Annotated in this window: 16 protein-coding genes; 9 read left to right on the top strand and 7 right to left on the bottom strand. The window is 74.8% G+C overall.

All coding sequences use genetic code 11. The annotated features are described in order from the left end of the window. Positions 1 to 315 precede the first annotated feature (315 nt). From FXF65_RS28650 to FXF65_RS28630, 5 genes are read left to right on the top strand one after another with little or no spacing between them, the layout of a single operon-like run. Positions 316 to 1,188: an oxamate carbamoyltransferase subunit AllH family protein gene (locus FXF65_RS28650; RefSeq protein ID WP_246199177.1), complete on the top strand. Its 873-nt coding sequence runs from the start codon at positions 316 to 318 to the stop codon at positions 1,186 to 1,188. Between the two features lie 49 nt (positions 1,189 to 1,237). Continuing rightward, the gene (locus FXF65_RS28645) at positions 1,238 to 2,686 is read left to right on the top strand and encodes an AllF/FdrA family protein (protein ID WP_148353156.1); all 1,449 of its coding nucleotides are present in this window, start codon (positions 1,238 to 1,240) and stop codon (positions 2,684 to 2,686) included. After that, on the top strand, positions 2,683 to 4,095 hold the full coding sequence (locus tag FXF65_RS28640) for a YlbE family protein (RefSeq protein ID WP_148353155.1): 1,413 nt from the start codon (positions 2,683 to 2,685) through the stop codon (positions 4,093 to 4,095). The genes FXF65_RS28645 and FXF65_RS28640 overlap by 4 nt, the downstream gene beginning before the upstream one ends. A 29-nt stretch (positions 4,096 to 4,124) precedes the next feature. Then, entirely contained in the window at positions 4,125 to 5,063 is a 939-nt protein-coding gene (locus tag FXF65_RS28635) for an aldose 1-epimerase family protein (RefSeq protein ID WP_148353154.1), read from the top strand. A gap of 28 nt (positions 5,064 to 5,091) precedes the next feature. Beyond that, positions 5,092 to 6,309, top strand: a complete 1,218-nt coding sequence (locus FXF65_RS28630) for a DUF6986 family protein (protein ID WP_148353153.1) — start codon at positions 5,092 to 5,094, stop codon at positions 6,307 to 6,309. Here the strand turns inward: FXF65_RS28630 and FXF65_RS28625 are convergent. Then, complete coding sequence (locus tag FXF65_RS28625; protein WP_148353152.1) at positions 6,306 to 7,160, bottom strand: nitroreductase/quinone reductase family protein; 855 nt, start codon at positions 7,158 to 7,160, stop codon at positions 6,306 to 6,308. The genes FXF65_RS28630 and FXF65_RS28625 overlap by 4 nt on opposite strands. Positions 7,161 to 7,249: 89 nt before the next feature. On the opposite strand from FXF65_RS28625, the gene FXF65_RS28620 reads away from it, so the two are divergent. Continuing rightward, on the top strand, positions 7,250 to 7,738 hold the full coding sequence (locus FXF65_RS28620) for a MarR family winged helix-turn-helix transcriptional regulator (protein ID WP_148353151.1): 489 nt from the start codon (positions 7,250 to 7,252) through the stop codon (positions 7,736 to 7,738). On the opposite strand, the gene FXF65_RS28615 is transcribed toward FXF65_RS28620, so the two are convergent. Genes FXF65_RS28615 through FXF65_RS28600 form a run of 4 tightly spaced genes read right to left on the bottom strand, consistent with a single transcriptional unit; the run spans position 7,698 to position 11,493 of the window. Next, a complete protein-coding gene (locus FXF65_RS28615) occupies positions 7,698 to 8,318 on the bottom strand; it encodes a nucleotidyltransferase family protein (RefSeq protein ID WP_148353150.1) in 621 nt (206 codons plus the stop codon). The genes FXF65_RS28620 and FXF65_RS28615 overlap by 41 nt on opposite strands. 19 nt (positions 8,319 to 8,337) lie before the next feature. Continuing rightward, positions 8,338 to 9,462, bottom strand: a complete 1,125-nt coding sequence (locus FXF65_RS28610) for an XdhC family protein (protein WP_148353149.1) — start codon at positions 9,460 to 9,462, stop codon at positions 8,338 to 8,340. After that, positions 9,455 to 10,585 (bottom strand): vWA domain-containing protein, encoded by a 1,131-nt coding sequence (locus FXF65_RS28605; RefSeq protein WP_148353148.1) that lies wholly within the window; start codon positions 10,583 to 10,585, stop codon positions 9,455 to 9,457. The genes FXF65_RS28610 and FXF65_RS28605 overlap by 8 nt, the downstream gene beginning before the upstream one ends. A gap of 5 nt (positions 10,586 to 10,590) precedes the next feature. After that, positions 10,591 to 11,493, bottom strand: coding sequence for an AAA family ATPase (locus tag FXF65_RS28600; RefSeq protein WP_148353147.1), 903 nt, complete (start codon positions 11,491 to 11,493; stop codon positions 10,591 to 10,593). 143 nt (positions 11,494 to 11,636) lie between these two features. Between FXF65_RS28600 and FXF65_RS28595 the strand changes: the two genes are divergently transcribed. The 3 genes from FXF65_RS28595 to FXF65_RS28585 are packed head-to-tail and all read left to right on the top strand — an operon-like array spanning position 11,637 to position 15,017. Next, positions 11,637 to 12,959: a sulfite oxidase gene (locus tag FXF65_RS28595; protein WP_148353146.1), complete on the top strand. Its 1,323-nt coding sequence runs from the start codon at positions 11,637 to 11,639 to the stop codon at positions 12,957 to 12,959. Positions 12,960 to 12,981: 22 nt separating this feature from the next. Then, positions 12,982 to 14,382 (top strand): selenium-binding family protein, encoded by a 1,401-nt coding sequence (locus FXF65_RS28590; RefSeq protein ID WP_148353145.1) that lies wholly within the window; start codon positions 12,982 to 12,984, stop codon positions 14,380 to 14,382. Beyond that, entirely contained in the window at positions 14,379 to 15,017 is a 639-nt protein-coding gene (locus FXF65_RS28585) for a hypothetical protein (protein ID WP_148353144.1), read from the top strand. Before FXF65_RS28590 ends, FXF65_RS28585 begins: the two co-directional genes overlap by 4 nt. Positions 15,018 to 15,029: 12 nt before the next feature. On the opposite strand, the gene FXF65_RS28580 is transcribed toward FXF65_RS28585, so the two are convergent. Continuing rightward, positions 15,030 to 15,494: a PH domain-containing protein gene (locus FXF65_RS28580; RefSeq protein WP_246199176.1), complete on the bottom strand. Its 465-nt coding sequence runs from the start codon at positions 15,492 to 15,494 to the stop codon at positions 15,030 to 15,032. Positions 15,495 to 15,505: 11 nt separating this feature from the next. Continuing rightward, on the bottom strand, positions 15,506 to 16,381 hold the full coding sequence (gene hisG / locus FXF65_RS28575; RefSeq protein ID WP_148353143.1) for an ATP phosphoribosyltransferase: 876 nt from the start codon (positions 16,379 to 16,381) through the stop codon (positions 15,506 to 15,508). Between the last annotated feature and the right edge of the window lie 79 nt (positions 16,382 to 16,460).

Here is a 16,460-nt window from a genome sequence, read left to right as displayed (position 1 = left end):
GGGTCACCTCGCCTTTTGGTGCGTACATCGCCCGTTTTGGCGTGATCGCTACCGGTTCCTGATCAACACTGACAACAAAGACGAACGATGACAACCATCCTTGGCAGCTTTCCCCATACGTCCGTCGCGGGGCCCGTTCTACGGTCTCCGCAGAGGCCGGGCCGCCCGTGCGCCGGGCGGCAGCCGACACCGGTCTCGGGAGGATCCGTGACTGCCGTCGTCCGCGACCCGATCCCGCTTCCGGTCCGTTCCGGGGCACGCGGGGGGACGTCCCCGCACCAGAGTCCGGCAAGGTCAGGCGGTGCGCGGCCGCCCGTGGCGGGGGCCGCGAGCCTCGCGCTGCGCCCGCTGCTCGACCCGCCGCGCCGCGCCGCGCGGGTCATCGCCGTGTTCCCGTCCGCGCTGTACGTGGAGATGCGGGGCGGCCCCGAGCCGCGCGTGCTCGCCGTCGTCGCGTCGGACGCGCACCGGCTGCCGAACTCGGTGGTCGTCGCCGCGACGCGCCGCGAGCAGCCGTTCCGGTCGGTCCGGGAGGGCGCCGACGCGTGGGTGGGCGACGGGCGGGTGGAGGCCGGTCCGCTGCACGTCCGGGTCCGCCGCTGGTGGGACCCGGCGCCGGTGCTCGGGACCATGCGGCCCGCCGCGCTCGGGCACGGCGTCCGGACGCTGGAGGCCGCGTTCGCCGCCGCGGGCATGACCGGCGGCGGCCTCTCCGGGCATCCCGACCCGGACGTCCTCGCCGCGTGCTGCGCCGCGGGCGACCTCGCGGGCGCGGTGGAGGCGGCGGAGCGGATCGTCGGCCTCGGCCCCGGCCTCACGCCGAGCGGCGACGACATCCTCTGCGGCCTGCTCGTGTCGCTGCGCCTGGTCGGCGGCGCCGTCAGACATTGCCGGACGGGCGTGTGGCTGGCCGACTGGCTGGGCGCCGCCGTCACCGCGGACGCTGGCACCCGCACGACCGCGCTCGCCGCGACGCTGCTGCACTGCGCGGCGGCGGGCGGTGCGGGCGCGGAGGTCGCGGCGGTGCTGCGCTGCGTCGCCGGGCACGAGCCGCCGGGGGCGGCGGTGCGGCGGCTGCTCGCGGTCGGGCACACGTCCGGCACGGATCTGGCGCACGGCGTCCTCGCAGGCTGCCGCGCCGCTTTGGCCCTCGTGGTGTTGCCCCATGCCCCGAGGGTGACTGCATGAGCGGAGCGGACCGGGGGGTGTGGGGGGTCGCCCCCCACCGGAGGGCGGCATGAGGGACGACTGGGTCGAGGTTCGGCGAGGGAGCTACCACGACTCGGTGACGCTGATGCGGGTGAGCCGGGCGCTGTCCGAGCGGCCGGATGTGGCCGCCGCGATGGTCGCGATGGGCACCGGGCTCAACCGGGAGATGTTCGGGCGGATGGGTTTCGACGTCCCGGAGGAGGCGGGCCCCGACGACCTGGTGGTGGCCGTCCGCGCGAAGGACGGCGACGCGGCGGAGGCGCGCGAGGCGCTGGACGGCCTGCTGCGCGCGACGTCCGCGGCCCCCGCCGCGCCGGGAGCGGCGGCCCCGCCCCGGACGACCGGCTCCGCCGCCGCCCGCGCGGACGCGACCGTCGCGCTGCTGTCGGTGCCGGGACCGCACGTGTTCCCCGAGGCCATGGACGCGCTCGACGCGGGCCTCAACGTGATGATCTTCAGTGACAACGTGCCGCTCGCGCAGGAGATCGCGCTCAAGGAGGCGGCGGCGCGGCGCGGCCTGATCGTGATGGGCCCCGACTGCGGGACGGCGGTGGTCGGCGGCGCGGGCCTCGGCTTCGCGAACGCGGTGCGCCCCGGCCCGGTCGGGGTCGTCGCCGCGTCCGGGACGGGCGCGCAGCAGCTCATGTGCCTGCTCGACGCGGCCGGCGTCGGCGTGAGCCACGTGCTCGGCGTCGGCGGCCGGGACCTGTCGCCGGAGGTGAGCGGGCGGTCCGCGCTCGCGGCGCTCGCGGCGCTCGACGCCGACCCCGGCACCGAGCTGATCGTCCTCGTGTCCAAGCCGCCCGCGCCGCAGGTCGCGGACCTGATCCGGGAGGCGGCGCGGCGGCTCGACACGCCGGTGTCGTTCGCGCTGCCCGTCCCCGGCGAGGACGACCTGACCCGCACGGCGGAGAAGGTGCTGAAAGCGCTGGGCCGGAAGGTCCCCGAGTGGCCGAGCTGGCTCGGGTCCCGGCATCCGAAGCCCGTACGAGGGCGGGCGCTGCGCGGCCTGTTCGCGGGCGGGACGCTCCGCGACGAGGCGGAGGCGATCGCCCGGGACGCCCTCGGCTGGGACCTCGCGTCCCGCGGCCACCGGTTCACCGACTTCGGCGACGACGCGTTCACCCGCGGCCGCGCCCACCCGATGATCGACCCGTCGCTGCGGCTCGCGGCGGTGCGGGAGGAGGCGGCCGACGCCGAGGTCGGCGTCCTGCTGCTGGACGTGGTGCTCGGCCACGGCGCCGAGCCCGACCCGGCCGCCGCGCTCGCCCCGGCGGTCGCGGCGGCGGTCGCGGACCGCCGCGACCTGGCCGTCGTCGTGTCGCTGTGCGGGACGCCCGCCGACCCGCAGGGCCGCGACCGGCAGGCCGCGGCGCTGTGCGAGGCGGGCGCGGACGTGTTCGCGTCCAACGCCCGGGCGACCCGGCACGCCCTCGCCCTGCTCGACGGCGCGCCGGTGGAGGGGAGGGCCGGATGACCGACCAGCGGCACAGGCTGGGCGGCCTGCTCACCCGCGACCCGGCGGTGGTGACCGCCGGGGTGGAGGTGCTCGCGGACGCGCTCGCGGACCAGGCCGTCCCGGTGGAGCGGGTCGACTGGCGGCCGCCGCCCGCCGGGACGGAGGCCGCGCTCGCCGCGGTGCTCGGCGACCCCCGGCACGCGGACGCCAACGCCCGCGCGGTGCGGCGGATGGTGACGGCCCGCCCGCATCTCGTGGACGTCCGCCCGGCGCGGGACGTCCTCGGCCTGGACACCGGCACGTTCCTGCACGCGGGCCCGCCGCTGGAGTGGGAGCGGGCGTCCGGGCCGATGCGCGGCGCGCTGATCGGCGCGATGCTGCTCGAAGGGATCGCCGAGACGCCGCGCGGCGCTGAGCGCGAGCTCGGGCGCGGCGCGGCCGTGCTGGAGCCGTGCCACCGGCACGCGGCGGTGGGGCCGATGGCGGGGGTGGTCAGCCCGTCCATGTGGATGCTGGTGGTCGAGGACGCCGAGCACGGCGGCACCGCGTACTGCTCGCTGAACGAGGGGCTCGGCAAGGTCCTGCGGTACGGGGCGTTCGGCCCGGAGGTGATCGAGCGGCTGGTCTGGATGGGCGAGGTGCTCGGCCCGGCGCTGCGGGCGGCGGTCCGGCGGCGCGGCCCGCTCGACCTGATGTCCGTCGCGGCGCAGGCCCTCCAGATGGGCGACGAGCTGCACAACCGGAACCGCGCGGCGACGTCGCTGCTGCTGCGCGAGCTGGCGCCCGCGCTGCTCGCCGCCGAGGACGTCCCGCGCGGCCGCGCGGCCGAGGCGCTGAGGTTCGCGGCGGGCAACGACCACTTCTTCCTGAACGCGGGCATGGCGGCGGCGAAGGCGTGCGCGGACGCGGCCCGGAACGTGCCCGGCTCCAGCCTGGTCGTGGCGATGGCGCGGAACGGGACCGACTTCGGCGTCCAGGTGTCCGGGACGGGCGACCGCTGGTTCACCGGACCGGCGGGCGTCCCGGACGGCCTCTACCTCGGCGGCTACGGCCCGGACGACGCGAACCCCGACATCGGCGACTCGGCGATCACCGAGACGGCCGGGATGGGCGGGTTCGCGCTGGCCGCGGCACCCGCGATCGTCCGGTTCGTCGGCGGGGAGGTGCCGGACGCGCTCGCCGCAACCCAGCGGATGTACGAGATCACCCTCGCCGAGCACCCGGTGCTGCAGATTCCGCTGCTGTCGTTCCGCGGCACCCCGGTGGGCGTGGACGTGACGCGCGTCGTCCGCACCGGGATCCTGCCCGTCATCGACACCGGCATCGCGGGACGCGAGCCGGGCACGGGCCAGGTCGGCGCCGGTCTGGTCGAACCTCCGGCGAACGTCTTCACCGACGCTCTGCACGCGCTGGCGGAGACCGCGTAAGCGCGTTTTCGCTGGGTAGCGCCCTCTCCATGAGCGGAGCGATCACCGGGGAGCAGTACGCGCTGAGCGCGGGGCCGTACCAGGCCGTCGTGACCGAGGCGGGCGCGGCGCTGCGCGAGCTGACGTACGAGGGGCGGCCGGTGGTCCTGCCGCACGGCGCGGACGAGCCCGCCCCGGCCGCGTACGGGCAGCTCCTGATCCCGTGGCCGAACCGGGTGGACCGGGGCAGGTACAAGTTCGGGGGCGAGGCGCACCAGCTCGACCTGTCCGAGCCGGAGCGGGGCTGCGCGCTGCACGGGCTCGTCCGCTGGGCGCCGTGGCGGGCGGCGGAGGACGAGCCGGGGCGGGTGCGGCTCGCGTATCGGCTGCTCGGGGCCGCCGGGTACCCGTTCCGGCTGGACCTGGAGGCGGAGTACGCCCTGGACGCGGCGGACGGCCTGACCGTCCGGGTCACCGCCCGCAACACCGGCCCGGTGACCGCGCCGTACGGGCACGGCGCGCACCCGTACCTCACGGTCGGCGAGCCGATCGACGACTGCGCGGTGACGCTCCGCGCCGACCGCTACCTCCCGGTGGACGACCGGAAGATCCCGTCCGGGCCGTCCGAGGACGTCACCGGCACCTTCTACGACCTGCGCACCGGTCCCCTGCTCGACGGCCGCCGGATCGACAACGCGTACGCCGAGCTGAACCGCGACGGCGAGGGCCGCGCGTGGGTGATCCTGTCCGGCGGCGGGCGGACGGCTCAGCTCTGGGCCGACGAGGCGCATCCCTGGATCGAGGTCTACACCGGCGACGACGCCCCCGACCCGCGGCACGGCCTCGGCGTCGAGCCGATGACGTGCCCGCCGAACGCGTTCGCGACCGGCGAGGGCGTGCGGAGCCTGCGGCCGGGCGACGAGTTCACCGGCGCCTGGGGAATCCAGGCCGCCCAGGACGGGCCGAGGCGCACGGAACAGGTTCCCTAGCAGGCACGGGGTGGGGGATCATATCGGGGTGAACTTCAGCGTCTCCTCGTTCGACGACCTGTCAGCGCGCATCGCCGCCGTCCGCGACGAGCACGGCGAGCGCTTCCCCGGCGGCGCCGAGGGACGGCAGCCGGTGCACACGGTGTACGTCCCGGCCGACCGGTTCTCCCGGTCGACGCCCGCCGACTTCGGCGCGGAGGCGCTGCGGCTGCTGAACACGCACACGCCGGGCGCGGGTTCGTTCGGCGCGGCGTTCGGGCTGGACCCGGAGATCGCCGGGCCGGTCCGCGAGCGGGTCGCGGCGAAGCTCGCGTCCGAGCCGGTCGAGGACGTGCGGATCGACTTCGAGGACGGCTACGGCGTCCGCCCCGACGCCGAGGAGGACGGCCACGTCGCGCAGGTCGTCGAGGCCGTCGCCGCCGCGTACCAGGTGAAGGGCCTCCCCCACTACTGGGGCGTGCGGGTCAAGTCGTTCGCGGACGGCGGCCACGACCGCGCGATGCGGACGCTCGACGGCTTCCTCACCGCGCTGCGCGACCGGCTCGGACGGCTGCCCGGCGGGTTCACGATCACGTTCCCGAAGGTGGTCGCGGCCGAGCACGTCGCGCTGTTCACCGAGTACCTGGACCGGCTGGAGACCGCGCTCGGGCTGCCGTCCGGGATCCTGCGGTTCGAGATCCAGGTCGAGACGCCCGAGGCGCTGTTCGACGGGGACGGCCGCGTCGCCCTGCGCGCCATCGCCGAGTCCGCGGCGGGCCGGCTGACCGCCGCCCACTTCGGCGTGTTCGACTACACGGCCGCGCTCGGGCTGCCGCCGCACGAGCAGCGGCTCGACCACCCGGCCTGCGACTTCGCCCGGCACGTCATGCAGGTGTCGTTCGCGGGCACCGGCGTCCGGCTGTCGGACGGCTCCACCAACGTCATCCCGCGCAACGACGGCCCCGACGAGGTCAACGCGACGTGGGCGACGCACGCCGCGCACGTCAGGCACTCGCTGCGGCACGGCTTCTACCAGGGCTGGGACCTGCATCCGGCGCACCTGCCGAGCCGGTACGCCGCCGTGTACGCGTTCCACCTGTCCGGGGTGGACGACGTGATCGGACGGGTCCGGGCGTGGCACGAGCAGGCGGCGGGCAACGCGGGCGGCGTCCTGGACGAGCCCGCCACCATCCGGGCGCTGACGTCCCGGCTCCGCCGCGCGGTCGACTGCGGCGCGCTGGACGAGAGCGTCCTGCCCCCGTCCTAGCGGCGCCCCGGCCCTGAGACGGGCCGCCAGCGCGGGCCGACGGCGTTGAGCAGGGCGCGGAGCTGCTCCTCCTCGTACGCGAAATGCGCGTCCAGCTCGGCGGTCATCCGGTCCAGTTCCGCCCCGACGTGGCCGAGGTCGCGCGAGGCCGGGTCGTCGAGGAGTTTCTCCAGCCTGCGCCGGTTCTCGGTGACGGCGACGTGCTCACGGCGCAGCCTGCCGAGCACCGGGGCGAGGCCGGGGAACTCGCGCTCCAGCCGGGGGAAGGCGCGTCCCTCCTCGTTGTCGTGATGCTGCCCGAGGACGTCGCACACCGAGACGCAGTGCTCCCTCAACTGGTCCGCGAGGCCGGGAGCCGCGCCACGCCGGAAGCCCCGGACGTCGGCGCGGAGCGCGGCGAGGTCCGCGCGCAGGCCGTCGTGGATCTTCACCAGTTCGTCGCCGAGCGCCCACGCGCGCCCGTCGAGGAACCCGCGATGGATCTCCACGACCGGGATGACGCGGTCGGTCATCCGCTGGTACTCGGCATACGCGGGGTGACGGGCGGCCTGGCGGGCGAACAGCTCGTCCCGCTCGTCCCCCTCGACCGGGAACGCGACGCCGTCGAAGGTCTCGCCGCCCGCCTCGCCGCCCGCCTCGCCGCCCGCCTTCACGACCACCTTCACGGCCACGCGCGGGTCGGCGCGCACGTTGCGGTACCAGTCGGGGTCGCGCGGGCTCCCCGCGTTGGACGCGAAGACGAGCAGGCGGTCCCCGTCCGCCAGGTACGCGAGCTCCGTGGAGTGCCGCCGTCCGCTCCTGCGGCCGGTGCTGACGAGGACGAGCAGGTCCGACTCGCCGGGCTCGGTCATGCGCGGTCTCCTATCCTGGACGCGACCGGATCACTTTGCTTTGCGAGCAAAGCCTTTAATGAAACAAAGCTATTTTGGACGCGGAGCGCATGTCAACCGAGGAGAGCGCCGGACCGGACGTCGACGACGGCATCCGCACGATGCTGCTGCTGATGCCGCGGCTGGTGTCGGCCGCCAAGCGGATCAGGGTGCCCGCGGAGCTGTCGTCCTTCGACCTCGCGCCGCGCCACCTGTCGCTGCTCGCCTACCTGCTGTTCGACGGCCCGCTGACGGTGAACGCGCTGGCCGGACGGCTGGAGGTGGCGCCCGCGACGGTGTCCCTGATGGTCGGCGACCTCAGCCGCCAGGGCATCCTGGAGCGCCGCGAGGACCCGGCCGACCGGCGCCGCACGATCGTCAGCGTCGCCGCCGAGCACCTGCCCGCGATCAACGGGTGGCTCGGCCAGGGCGCCGGGGCCTGGCGCACCGCCCTGGAGCCGCTGACCCCGGCGCAGCGGCGGATGTTCGTCGACACGCTGCTCGCCTACGAGCGCGCCGTCACCGCCGCCCGTTCGGGCGGCGGTCAGGGGCGGCGTTGAGGGCGGCGTTGAAGGCGGCGAGGTCCTCGGGCGTGTCGATGTCGTCGGGCGCGGCGACGTCGTCGCAGGGGACGGCCGTGACCAGCTCCGGGTGCGCGCGCAGGAAACCGCGCGCCCCGACGTCCCCGACCGCCGCCTCCGCCACCGGCCCGAAGTGCTCGGCCGCCAGCACGACGGGGTTGCGCGGCGCTCCCCCGTAGGACGCCACCGCTATCGACGCGCCCGCCTCGCGCGCCGCGAGCAGCAGCCGCACCGCCTCGGCGGTGACGAGGGGCTGGTCGACCAGCGCGATCGCGACGGCGGGGCAGCCGGGCGGCAGCGCGGCGAGCCCGGCGCGCAGCGAGGAGCCCATGCCGTCCCGCCAGTCCGCGTTCGGGACGACGACCGCGCCGATCACCTCGATCGGCTCCGCCCCGGTCACCACGAGGACCGGGGAGCAGCCCGCGTCCCGCAGCATCCGGACGCCGCGGTCGACGAGCCGCTCGCCGTCCAGTTCGAGCGTGGCCTTGGGACGTCCGAGCCGGCTGCCCTCGCCCGCCGCGAGAAGCAGGCCCGCCGGGGAATCCACGCGCACCGTCATCCCCGCGAGGGTAGTCCGCTCATTGCGTGTCGGCGTGGATGCGGCCGCTGGTGTCGGTGAGCGGGCGTCCCGAGCCGCCCCAGCGGAGCTGGACGAGCTCCGCCGCGATCGACACGGCGGTCTCCTCCGGCGTCCGGGCGCCGAGGTCCAGCCCGATCGGCGAGCGCAGCCGGGACAGCTCCGCCTCGGACACCCCCGCCTCGCGGAGCCGGGCGAGCCGGTCGTCGTGGGTGCGCCGCGACCCCATCGCGCCGACGTACCCGGCGCCCGTGCGGAGCGCCACCTCCAGCAGCGGGACGTCGAACTTCGGGTCGTGGGTCAGGACGCAGATCGCCGTCCGCCCGTCGACGCCGCCGCCTGTCTCCTCCAGGAACTTGTGCGGCCACTTGACCACGACCTCGTCGGCGTCCGGGAACCGCTTCGGCGTCGCGAACACCGGGCGGGCGTCGCACACCGTCACGTGGTAGCCGAGGAACTTGCCGATCCGGGCGACGGCGGCGGCGAAGTCGATCGCGCCGAACACGAGCAGCCGGGGCGGCGGGGCGAACGAGTGGACGAAGACGGTCAGCTCGTCCAGCCGCCGCTCCCCCTCCCGGCCGTAGTGCCGCTGGCCGGTGAGGCCCTGGGCGAGCATGCCGCGCGCGTCGTCGTCGACGGCGGCGTCGAGGCGGGCGGCGTGCGGCTCGCCGGGCGCGAGCGACCCGGACGCGCGGCCGGCCCACACCACCCGGCGGGCGCCGACCGTGCCCGGCCCGGCGACGACGGTCGCGACGGCGACCGGCTCGTGCGCCGCGATCGCGGCGGCGACCTCGGCGAACTCCGGGAACGTCGCGGGGCCGACCGGCTCCACCAGCACGTCCAGGATGCCGCCGCAGGTCAGGCCGACGGCGAACGCGTCGTCGTCGCTCACCCCGTACCGCTGGACGACCGGCCGCCCGCTCGCCAGCACCTCCTGCGCCAGGTCGTAGACGGCGCCCTCCACACAGCCGCCGGACACGCTGCCCGCGACCTCGCCGCCCGCCGACACCGCCATCGCCGCGCCCGGCGGGCGCGGCGCGCTGCGGAAGGTGTTCACGACGGTCGCGAGCCCGAACGTCTCCCCCGCCGCGTACCAGGCGGCGATGTCGTCCAGCACGTCACGCATGTGCGCTCCTCCCCTTCCGGGCGCCGCGGCCGCCGGCGACGAGGCGGGCCAGCTCCTCCAGCGCGGCGAGGCTGTGCCCGGACGTGAAGTCGTCCACGTGCGGCAGCGCCGCCGCCATGCCCGCCGTGAGCGGCTCGTAACCGGGCCGCGCCTTGTGCGGGTTCGCCCACACCACCCGGTGCGCGAGCCGCCGCAGCCGGGCCGTCTGCTCGCCGAGCAGGGCCGCGTCGCCGCGCTCCCAGCCGTCCGAGGCGATCACGACGACCGCGCCGCGGGCGAGGCCGCGCTGCCCGAACCGGTCGAGGAACTCCTTCAGCTCCGCGCCGAGCCGGGTGCCGCCGCTCCAGTCCGGGACGGCCGCCGACGCCGCCGCCATCGCCGCGTCCGGGTCGCGGTGGCGCAGCTCGCGGGTCAGCCGGGTCAGCCGTGTGCCGACGCTGAACACCTCCACGCCGCGCCCGCCGGAGCGGGCGGCGGCGTGCGCGAACCGGAGCAGCGCGTCGGCGTAGGGGCTCATCGAGCCGCTGACGTCGACGATCAGCACGACGCGGCGCGGGCGCGTGCGGTGCGCGCGGCGGCGCAGCAGGGACGTCTCGCCGCCGCGCCGCAGCGTCTCCCGGACGGTCCGCGCCGGGTCGAGCCGTCCGGTGGGCGCGGGCGCGAACCGGCGGGACCTGCGGCGCTCGGCGCCCGCGTCCAGCACCGCGATCAGCCGCGCGACCTCGGCGCGCTCGGCCGCCGTCAGCCGCGCGACGTCGCGGTCGCGGAGCACCTCGATGGTGCTGGCCGTAGCCGCCTTGACCTCGCCGTCGCCGTCCCCGCCGTCCTCCGCGCCGGGGTCGGGAAGCGCCGTCCGCCGGACGACCACGGGCGGCGGGCGGCGGCCCGGACGGACGGTCGCGCCGGAGAAGTACGCGGCGAAGCAGCGGTCGTAGCGGGCGAGGTCGGCGGGGTCGGCGCACAGCGTGAGCCGCCCGGCCCAGTACACGTCGTTCGGGTCGAGGACGTCGAGGTGGTCGAGCGCGGCCAGCATCGCCTGCACCCGCTCGGGGTCGGCGGCGCCGCCCGCGGCGCGGACCGTCCGGGCGAACCCGACCATCGTCTCGGTGACGTCCCGCCGCATCGGGCTCACCCGCCGTCGAGCAGCGCGCCGAGGCCGCCGCCGAGCACGCGCTGCTGGTCCTCGCGGTACTTGAGCACGGCGCCGAGCGTCACGGCGGCGGACGCCGGGTCGAGCTCGCGGACGCCGAGCGCGACGAGCGCCTCCGTCCAGTCGAGGGTCTCGGCGACGCCGGGCGGCTTCAGCAGGTCGGCCTCGCGCATCCGCTGCGCGGCGCGGGCGACCTGCCCGGCGAGCCGCTCCGCCGCGCCCGGCAGCCGCCGCCTGATGATCGCGACCTCGCGGTCGAACGACGGGTGCTCCAGCCAGTGGTACAGGCAGCGCCGCTTCAGCGCGTCGTGGACCTCGCGGGTCCGGTTGGACGTGACCACGACGACCGGCGGGCGCTCCGCCCGGATCGTGCCGAGCTCCGGGACGGTGATCGTGAAGTCGCTCAGCACTTCGAGCAGGAACGCCTCGAACTCGTCGTCGGCACGGTCCAGCTCGTCGACGAGCAGGACGCTCGGCGACGTCTCCAGCGCCTGGAGCAGCGGGCGGGCCAGCAGGAACCGCCGGTCGTACAGCTCGCCCTCCAGCCGCGCCACGTCGGCGACGCCCGCGGCCTCGGCGGCGCGCAGGTGCAGGAGCTGGCGGGGGAAGTCCCAGTCGTAGAGGGCCTGGGAGGCGTCGAGCCCCTCGTAGCACTGGAGCCGGATCAGCGGCGCGCCGAGCCCGCGCGCGAGCGTTTTGGCCAGCTCGGTCTTGCCGACCCCGGCCTCGCCCTCCAGGAACAGCGGACGCCCCATGCGCAGGGCGAGGAAGCACGCCGTGGCGAGCCCGTCGTCGCACAGGTAGGCGTGCCTGTCGAGCAGTCCCGCGAGCGCCGCGGGCGATCCGGCCGGGTCCGCGGCCGGTGGCGCCGTCTCCCCCACGGCTCTCAGGCTACTCAGCCCGGGATGCCACGGAAACGCCGCCGGGCCTTGCGTTTTCGCGGCCGGCTCCCCCCTCCGGCAAAAGCATGGCAAAACAGTAGGGAAAGTTGACTTTACCGGTCGCGACGCAGAGCATTGGAGCCATGCGAACCGGTGACGGGAACGATCCCGACCTGACCGACGAGGCGACCTACGAGCGGTTGCGCGACCCGTCCCGGCGCGGGCTGCTGCGCCTGTCGGCGGGCGCCGGGTTGACCGCGGGGCTCGGCGGGGCGCTGCCCGCCGCGCTGCGCCCCGCCCCGGCGGCGGCCGCCCCGGTCGCGGCCTCGTTCACGGCTCCGCGCGCCACCCCGTTCACGACGGCGGCCGCGACCGGGATCGTCAAGCCGCTGCCGCCGGAGCTGTTCATCGAGCACGGGACGAACGCCGAGACCCGCTGGGAGGCCATGCGCGGGATCGGCGACCTCACCCCCGTCGACCGCTTCTTCGTCCGCAACCACGTGTCCACGCCGCTGATCGACGCGCGGACGTGGCGGCTGAAACTGTGGGGCACCGGCCTCGCGGGGTCGCCGGGCGAGGACCGTCCGATCGAGTTGTCCTACGACGACCTCCTCGGTTTCCGCTCCGAGACCATCACGTCGTTCATCGAATGTACGGGCAACGGGCGCGGCTTCTACTCGTCCCAGCAGGGGCAGCAGGTCTCCGGGACGCCGTGGAGACTCGGCGCGGTGGGCGTCGCGCGGTGGCGCGGGGTCCGGCTGTCGGCGGTGCTGCGGCGCGCAGGTATTACCCGCGCGGCCGTGGACATCATGCCCCGCGGGTTGGACGCTGACTACGTGGACAAGGGCGAGAACCTCGGCCGCGTGCGGCGACCCCTTCCCGTCGCGAAGGCGATGAAGGACGTGCTGCTCGCCTACGAGATGAACGGCGCCCCGCTGCCGCCCGACCACGGCCACCCCGTCCGCCTGGTGGTGCCGTCGTGGGTGGGCATCGCGTCCATCAAATGGCTCGGCGACATCCAGGTGTCCGACGAACCGCTCTACTCGCCGTGGAACACGCGCTACTACCGCCTGTTCGGCCCGACCTACCCGGAGGGCGGGACGGCGCCGCTGACCCGCATGAACGTCAAGTCCGCGTTCGAGCTGCCCTGGGACGGGACGCTCCCGGCGGCGCGCCGTCACGTCCTGCACGGCCGGTCCTGGTCGGGCAACGGGCGGGTGCGGCGCGTCGAGGTCAGCGACGACGGCGGCCGGACGTGGCGCCCCGCGCGGGCCCTCGACCGGCACCCGAACCCGCGCGGCTGGGTCCGCTGGGAGTTCCCGTGGCATCCGCGGCGCCCCGGCCGGTACGAGCTGCTCGCGCGGGCCACCGACGAGACCGGCGCGGCGCAGCCCGCGACCGTCCCCTTCAACACGCTCGGCTATCTGTTCGGCGCCGTCGTACGGCACCCGGTCACGCTCGTCTGAAAACTCGTCTGAAAGGACCCCAATGGCACTGTGGAAGCCGGACCCGACCTTCTACGCCTCGCCGCGCGACGCCGCGTCCGCCCCCGCCGAGAAGCTGGCGTACGTCGCCGCCTTCGACCGGGCGGCCGAGAAACCGGACGCGATCGCCGTGCTGGACGTCGATCCGGGCTCCGGCTCCTACGGCTCCGTGGTCGGCTGGACCGACCTGCCCTATCTCGGTGACGAGCTGCACCACTTCGGCTGGAACGCGTGCAGCAGCGCGCTGTGCCCCGGCTCGCCGCACCCGCACGTGGAGCGGCGGTACCTGATCGTCCCGGGGCTGCGGTCGTCCAGGGTCTACGTGATCGACACGAAGGACGACCCGACCGCGCCCAAGATCGTCAAGATCCTGGAGCCGGACGAGCTGGCCAAGCGCGCCGGGTACTCGCGCCCGCACACCGTCCACTGCGGGCCGGAGGGCCTGTACCTGACGGCGCTCGGCGGCGCGAACGGCGAGGAGGGGCCGGGCGGCATCGCCCTGCTCGACCACTCCTCGTTCGAGGTGCTCGGACGCTGGGAGGTCGACCGCGGCCCGCAGTACTACGCCTACGACGCCTGGTGGCACATCGCGCACGACGTGCTCGTGTCGTCGGAGTGGGGCACGCCGTCGATGGTCGAGGACGGCGTCGTCGGCGAGCTGCTGCTCGGCCGCAAGTACGGGCACTCGCTGAACTTCTTCGACCTGCGCAAGCGCAAGCACGTCCAGACCGTGGACCTCGGCGACGAGCACCAGATGGTGCTGGAACTCCGTCCGGCGCACGACCCGACCAAGCAGTACGGGTTCGTGGGCGTGGTCGTCAGCGTCGAGGACCTGTCGGCCTCGGTGTGGGTGTGGCACCGCGACGGCGACGCCTGGGCGGCGAAGAAGGTCATCACCATCCCGGCCGAGCCCGCCGACGCCGCCGACCTGCCGCCGGTGATCCAGCCGTTCGGGGCGGTGCCTCCCCTCGTCACCGACATCGACCTGTCCGTGGACGACCAGTGGCTGTACGTCTCCTGCTGGGGCACGGGCGAGCTGAAGCGCTACGACGTCAGCGACCCGTTCAACCCGGTGGAGGCGGGTTCGGTGCGGATCGGCGGCATCGTGAACCGCACGCCGCACCCCGCCGCACCCGATCAGCGTCTCGCCGGCGGGCCACAGATGGTCGAGGTCAGCCGCGACGGCAAGCGCGTCTACGTCACCAACTCGCTGTACGGCGCCTGGGACGACCAGTTCTACCCGGACGGCGTCGGCGCGTGGATGGCGAAGCTCGACTCCACGGCGGACGGGTTCGCGTTCGACGAGCGGTTCTTCCCCCACGGGGACGACTTCCGGGGCCTGCGCCCGCACCAGACGCGGTTGCAGGGCGGGGACGCGTCCTCGGACTCGTACTGCTACCCGTGACCGACGGCTCGCTCGCCGCCCTCGTGGCGCTCGGCGCGTTCCACGGGCTGAACCCCGCCATGGGCTGGCTGTTCGCGGTGGCCCGCGGCTTCCAGGAGCGGAGCCGCTCGCTCGTCCTGCAGTCGCTTCCCGCGATCGCCGCGGGCCACGCCGCGTCCGTCGGCGCCGTCGCCGTCCTCATCACGCTGACCAGCTCGGTCGTCGCGACGCAGGGCGTCGCGATCGGCGGCGGCGCGGTGCTCGTCGCGTTCGGCCTGTGGCAGTTGCTGTCCAAGCGCCACTTCCGCTGGGTCGGCATGCGGATCTCGCTGTGGCAGCTCGCCGGATGGTCGTTCCTGATGTCGTCGGTGCACGGCGCCGGGCTGATGCTGCTTCCCGTGCTCACCTCGACGGGGACGGCCCCGGCGGGCCACGACCACGGGCTGGCGGCGTCGTCCGGCAGCGCGCTGTCCACCGGAGTGTTCGTGACCGCCGTGCACACGCTGGCGATGTTCACCGTCGCGGGCGTCATCGCCGTCGTCGTCTACGAGGTCGTCGGGCTGGCGATCCTGCGCCGGGCCTGGTTCAACCTCGACCGGCTGTGGGCCGCCGCCCTGATCACCGCCGGGACCGTCACGCTGCTGACCGCCCTTTGAGCATCCGACCGGTCAGGCCGGGTCGGGCGCCTCGCCGCGGGCGTGCAGCAGAGCGCGCAGCTCGGTGAGCTGGCGGGCGGCCAGCGTCTTCTCGGCGCCGTTGATGCCCATCGCGCCGAGGGACGTGCCGTCCGCCAGGTCGAGCGTCGGCCACGGGTCGCCGACGGTCATGGAGACGCCGAGCACCTCGGGCCATTCGAGGCGGCGGGTGCGGAACGCGTTCACCACCGTCAGGCCCGACTCGTCGGCCGTCACGCGGCACCGGGCGAGCATGTGCAGCACCCACCCGATGAACACCCCGAACCCGACGATCAGGACGCGGTCGAACAGCTTGAACTGCGGCGCCACCAGCACGGCGAGCGCGATCAGGCCCAGCATGATCACGCCCGCCGTGAGGTAGGCGACGAGCCGCGTGGTGCGGGGCCGCCAGACGGTCGGCAGCGCCGGCGGCTCGCTCGACGATCTCTGTTCGGTCAACGCGCCCCGGCTCAGTCGACGATCTTGGCGATGGGGATTTCGAGGATGTCGTGCGCGCCCGCCGCCTTCAGCGCCGGGATCAGCGTGTTGACGCCGCGCTTGGCGACCACCGACTCCACCGCGTTCGACTCCCCGCCCGCCAGTGACGTCACCGTCGGCGACGACATCGACGGCATGATGTCCAGCACGTTCTTCAGGTCGGCCTGCGCGACGTTCAGCTTCAGCAGGACGTTGCCCCGCGCGCGGATGACGCCCTGCAGCAGGAGGGCGATGTCCTCCATCGCGGCGCGCTTCTCGGTGTCCTCGTACGCCTCGCGGTTGGCGACCAGCTCGGTGTAGCTCGTCAGGAGCGTGTCGAGGATGCGCAGGCCGTTCTTGCGCAGCGAGGAGCCCGTCTCGGTGAGGTCGACGATCACGTCCACGATGTCGGGCACCTTCGCCTCGGTCGCGCCGTAGGACGGGACGACCTTCGCCTTCACGCCGTGCTTGTCGAGGAACCGCTTCGTCATCGCCGGGAACTCGGTGGAGATCCGCACGCCCTCCGGCAGGTCGGACACCCGCTGCCAGGGCGCGCCGTCCGGCACCGCCATGATCACGCGGACCGGGTTGGACGTCGCCTTGGAGTACTTGAGCTCGCCGAGGCTCACCACGTCCGAGTCGGTCTCGGTGATCCAGTCGCGGCCGGTGATGCCGAGGTCGAACAGGCCCTGTTCGAGGTAGGTCGGGATCTCCTGCGGGCGCAGCACCCGGACGCGGTCGATCCGCGGGTCGTCGATGGACGCGCGGTAGTCGCGGTCCGACGCCCGCTGGACGGTGAGATCGGCCGCGTCGAACAACTGCATGGTCGCCTTCTCCAGCGACCCCTTGGGCAGGACGAGTGACAGCACGGAAACGCCTTTCGATGAGGATTGGTACGGGATTCCATCCGGAGAACCGGAGCGAGAGTCAGTCAGGAGCAGAGCCCCT

The organism is Actinomadura syzygii (assembly GCF_008085905.1).
Lineage (GTDB): Bacteria > Actinomycetota > Actinomycetes > Streptosporangiales > Streptosporangiaceae > Spirillospora > Spirillospora syzygii.
This window is presented reverse-complemented; position numbering and strand designations above follow the sequence as displayed.

Bases quoted from the DNA above. Each gene is read 5' to 3' on its own strand.
- FXF65_RS28645 (WP_148353156.1), top strand. From the start codon at position 1,238: ATGAGGGACGACTGGGTCGAGGTTCGGCGAGGGAGCTACCACGACTCG.
- FXF65_RS28640 (WP_148353155.1), top strand. From the start codon at position 2,683: ATGACCGACCAGCGGCACAGGCTGGGCGGCCTGCTCACCCGCGACCCG.
- FXF65_RS28635 (WP_148353154.1), top strand. From the start codon at position 4,125: ATGAGCGGAGCGATCACCGGGGAGCAGTACGCGCTGAGCGCGGGGCCG.
- FXF65_RS28625 (WP_148353152.1), bottom strand. From the start codon at position 7,160: ATGACCGAGCCCGGCGAGTCGGACCTGCTCGTCCTCGTCAGCACCGGC.
- FXF65_RS28620 (WP_148353151.1), top strand. From the start codon at position 7,250: ATGTCAACCGAGGAGAGCGCCGGACCGGACGTCGACGACGGCATCCGC.
- FXF65_RS28615 (WP_148353150.1), bottom strand. From the start codon at position 8,318: ATGACGGTGCGCGTGGATTCCCCGGCGGGCCTGCTTCTCGCGGCGGGC.
- FXF65_RS28610 (WP_148353149.1), bottom strand. From the start codon at position 9,462: ATGCGTGACGTGCTGGACGACATCGCCGCCTGGTACGCGGCGGGGGAG.
- FXF65_RS28605 (WP_148353148.1), bottom strand. From the start codon at position 10,585: ATGCGGCGGGACGTCACCGAGACGATGGTCGGGTTCGCCCGGACGGTC.
- FXF65_RS28595 (WP_148353146.1), top strand. From the start codon at position 11,637: ATGCGAACCGGTGACGGGAACGATCCCGACCTGACCGACGAGGCGACC.
- FXF65_RS28590 (WP_148353145.1), top strand. From the start codon at position 12,982: ATGGCACTGTGGAAGCCGGACCCGACCTTCTACGCCTCGCCGCGCGAC.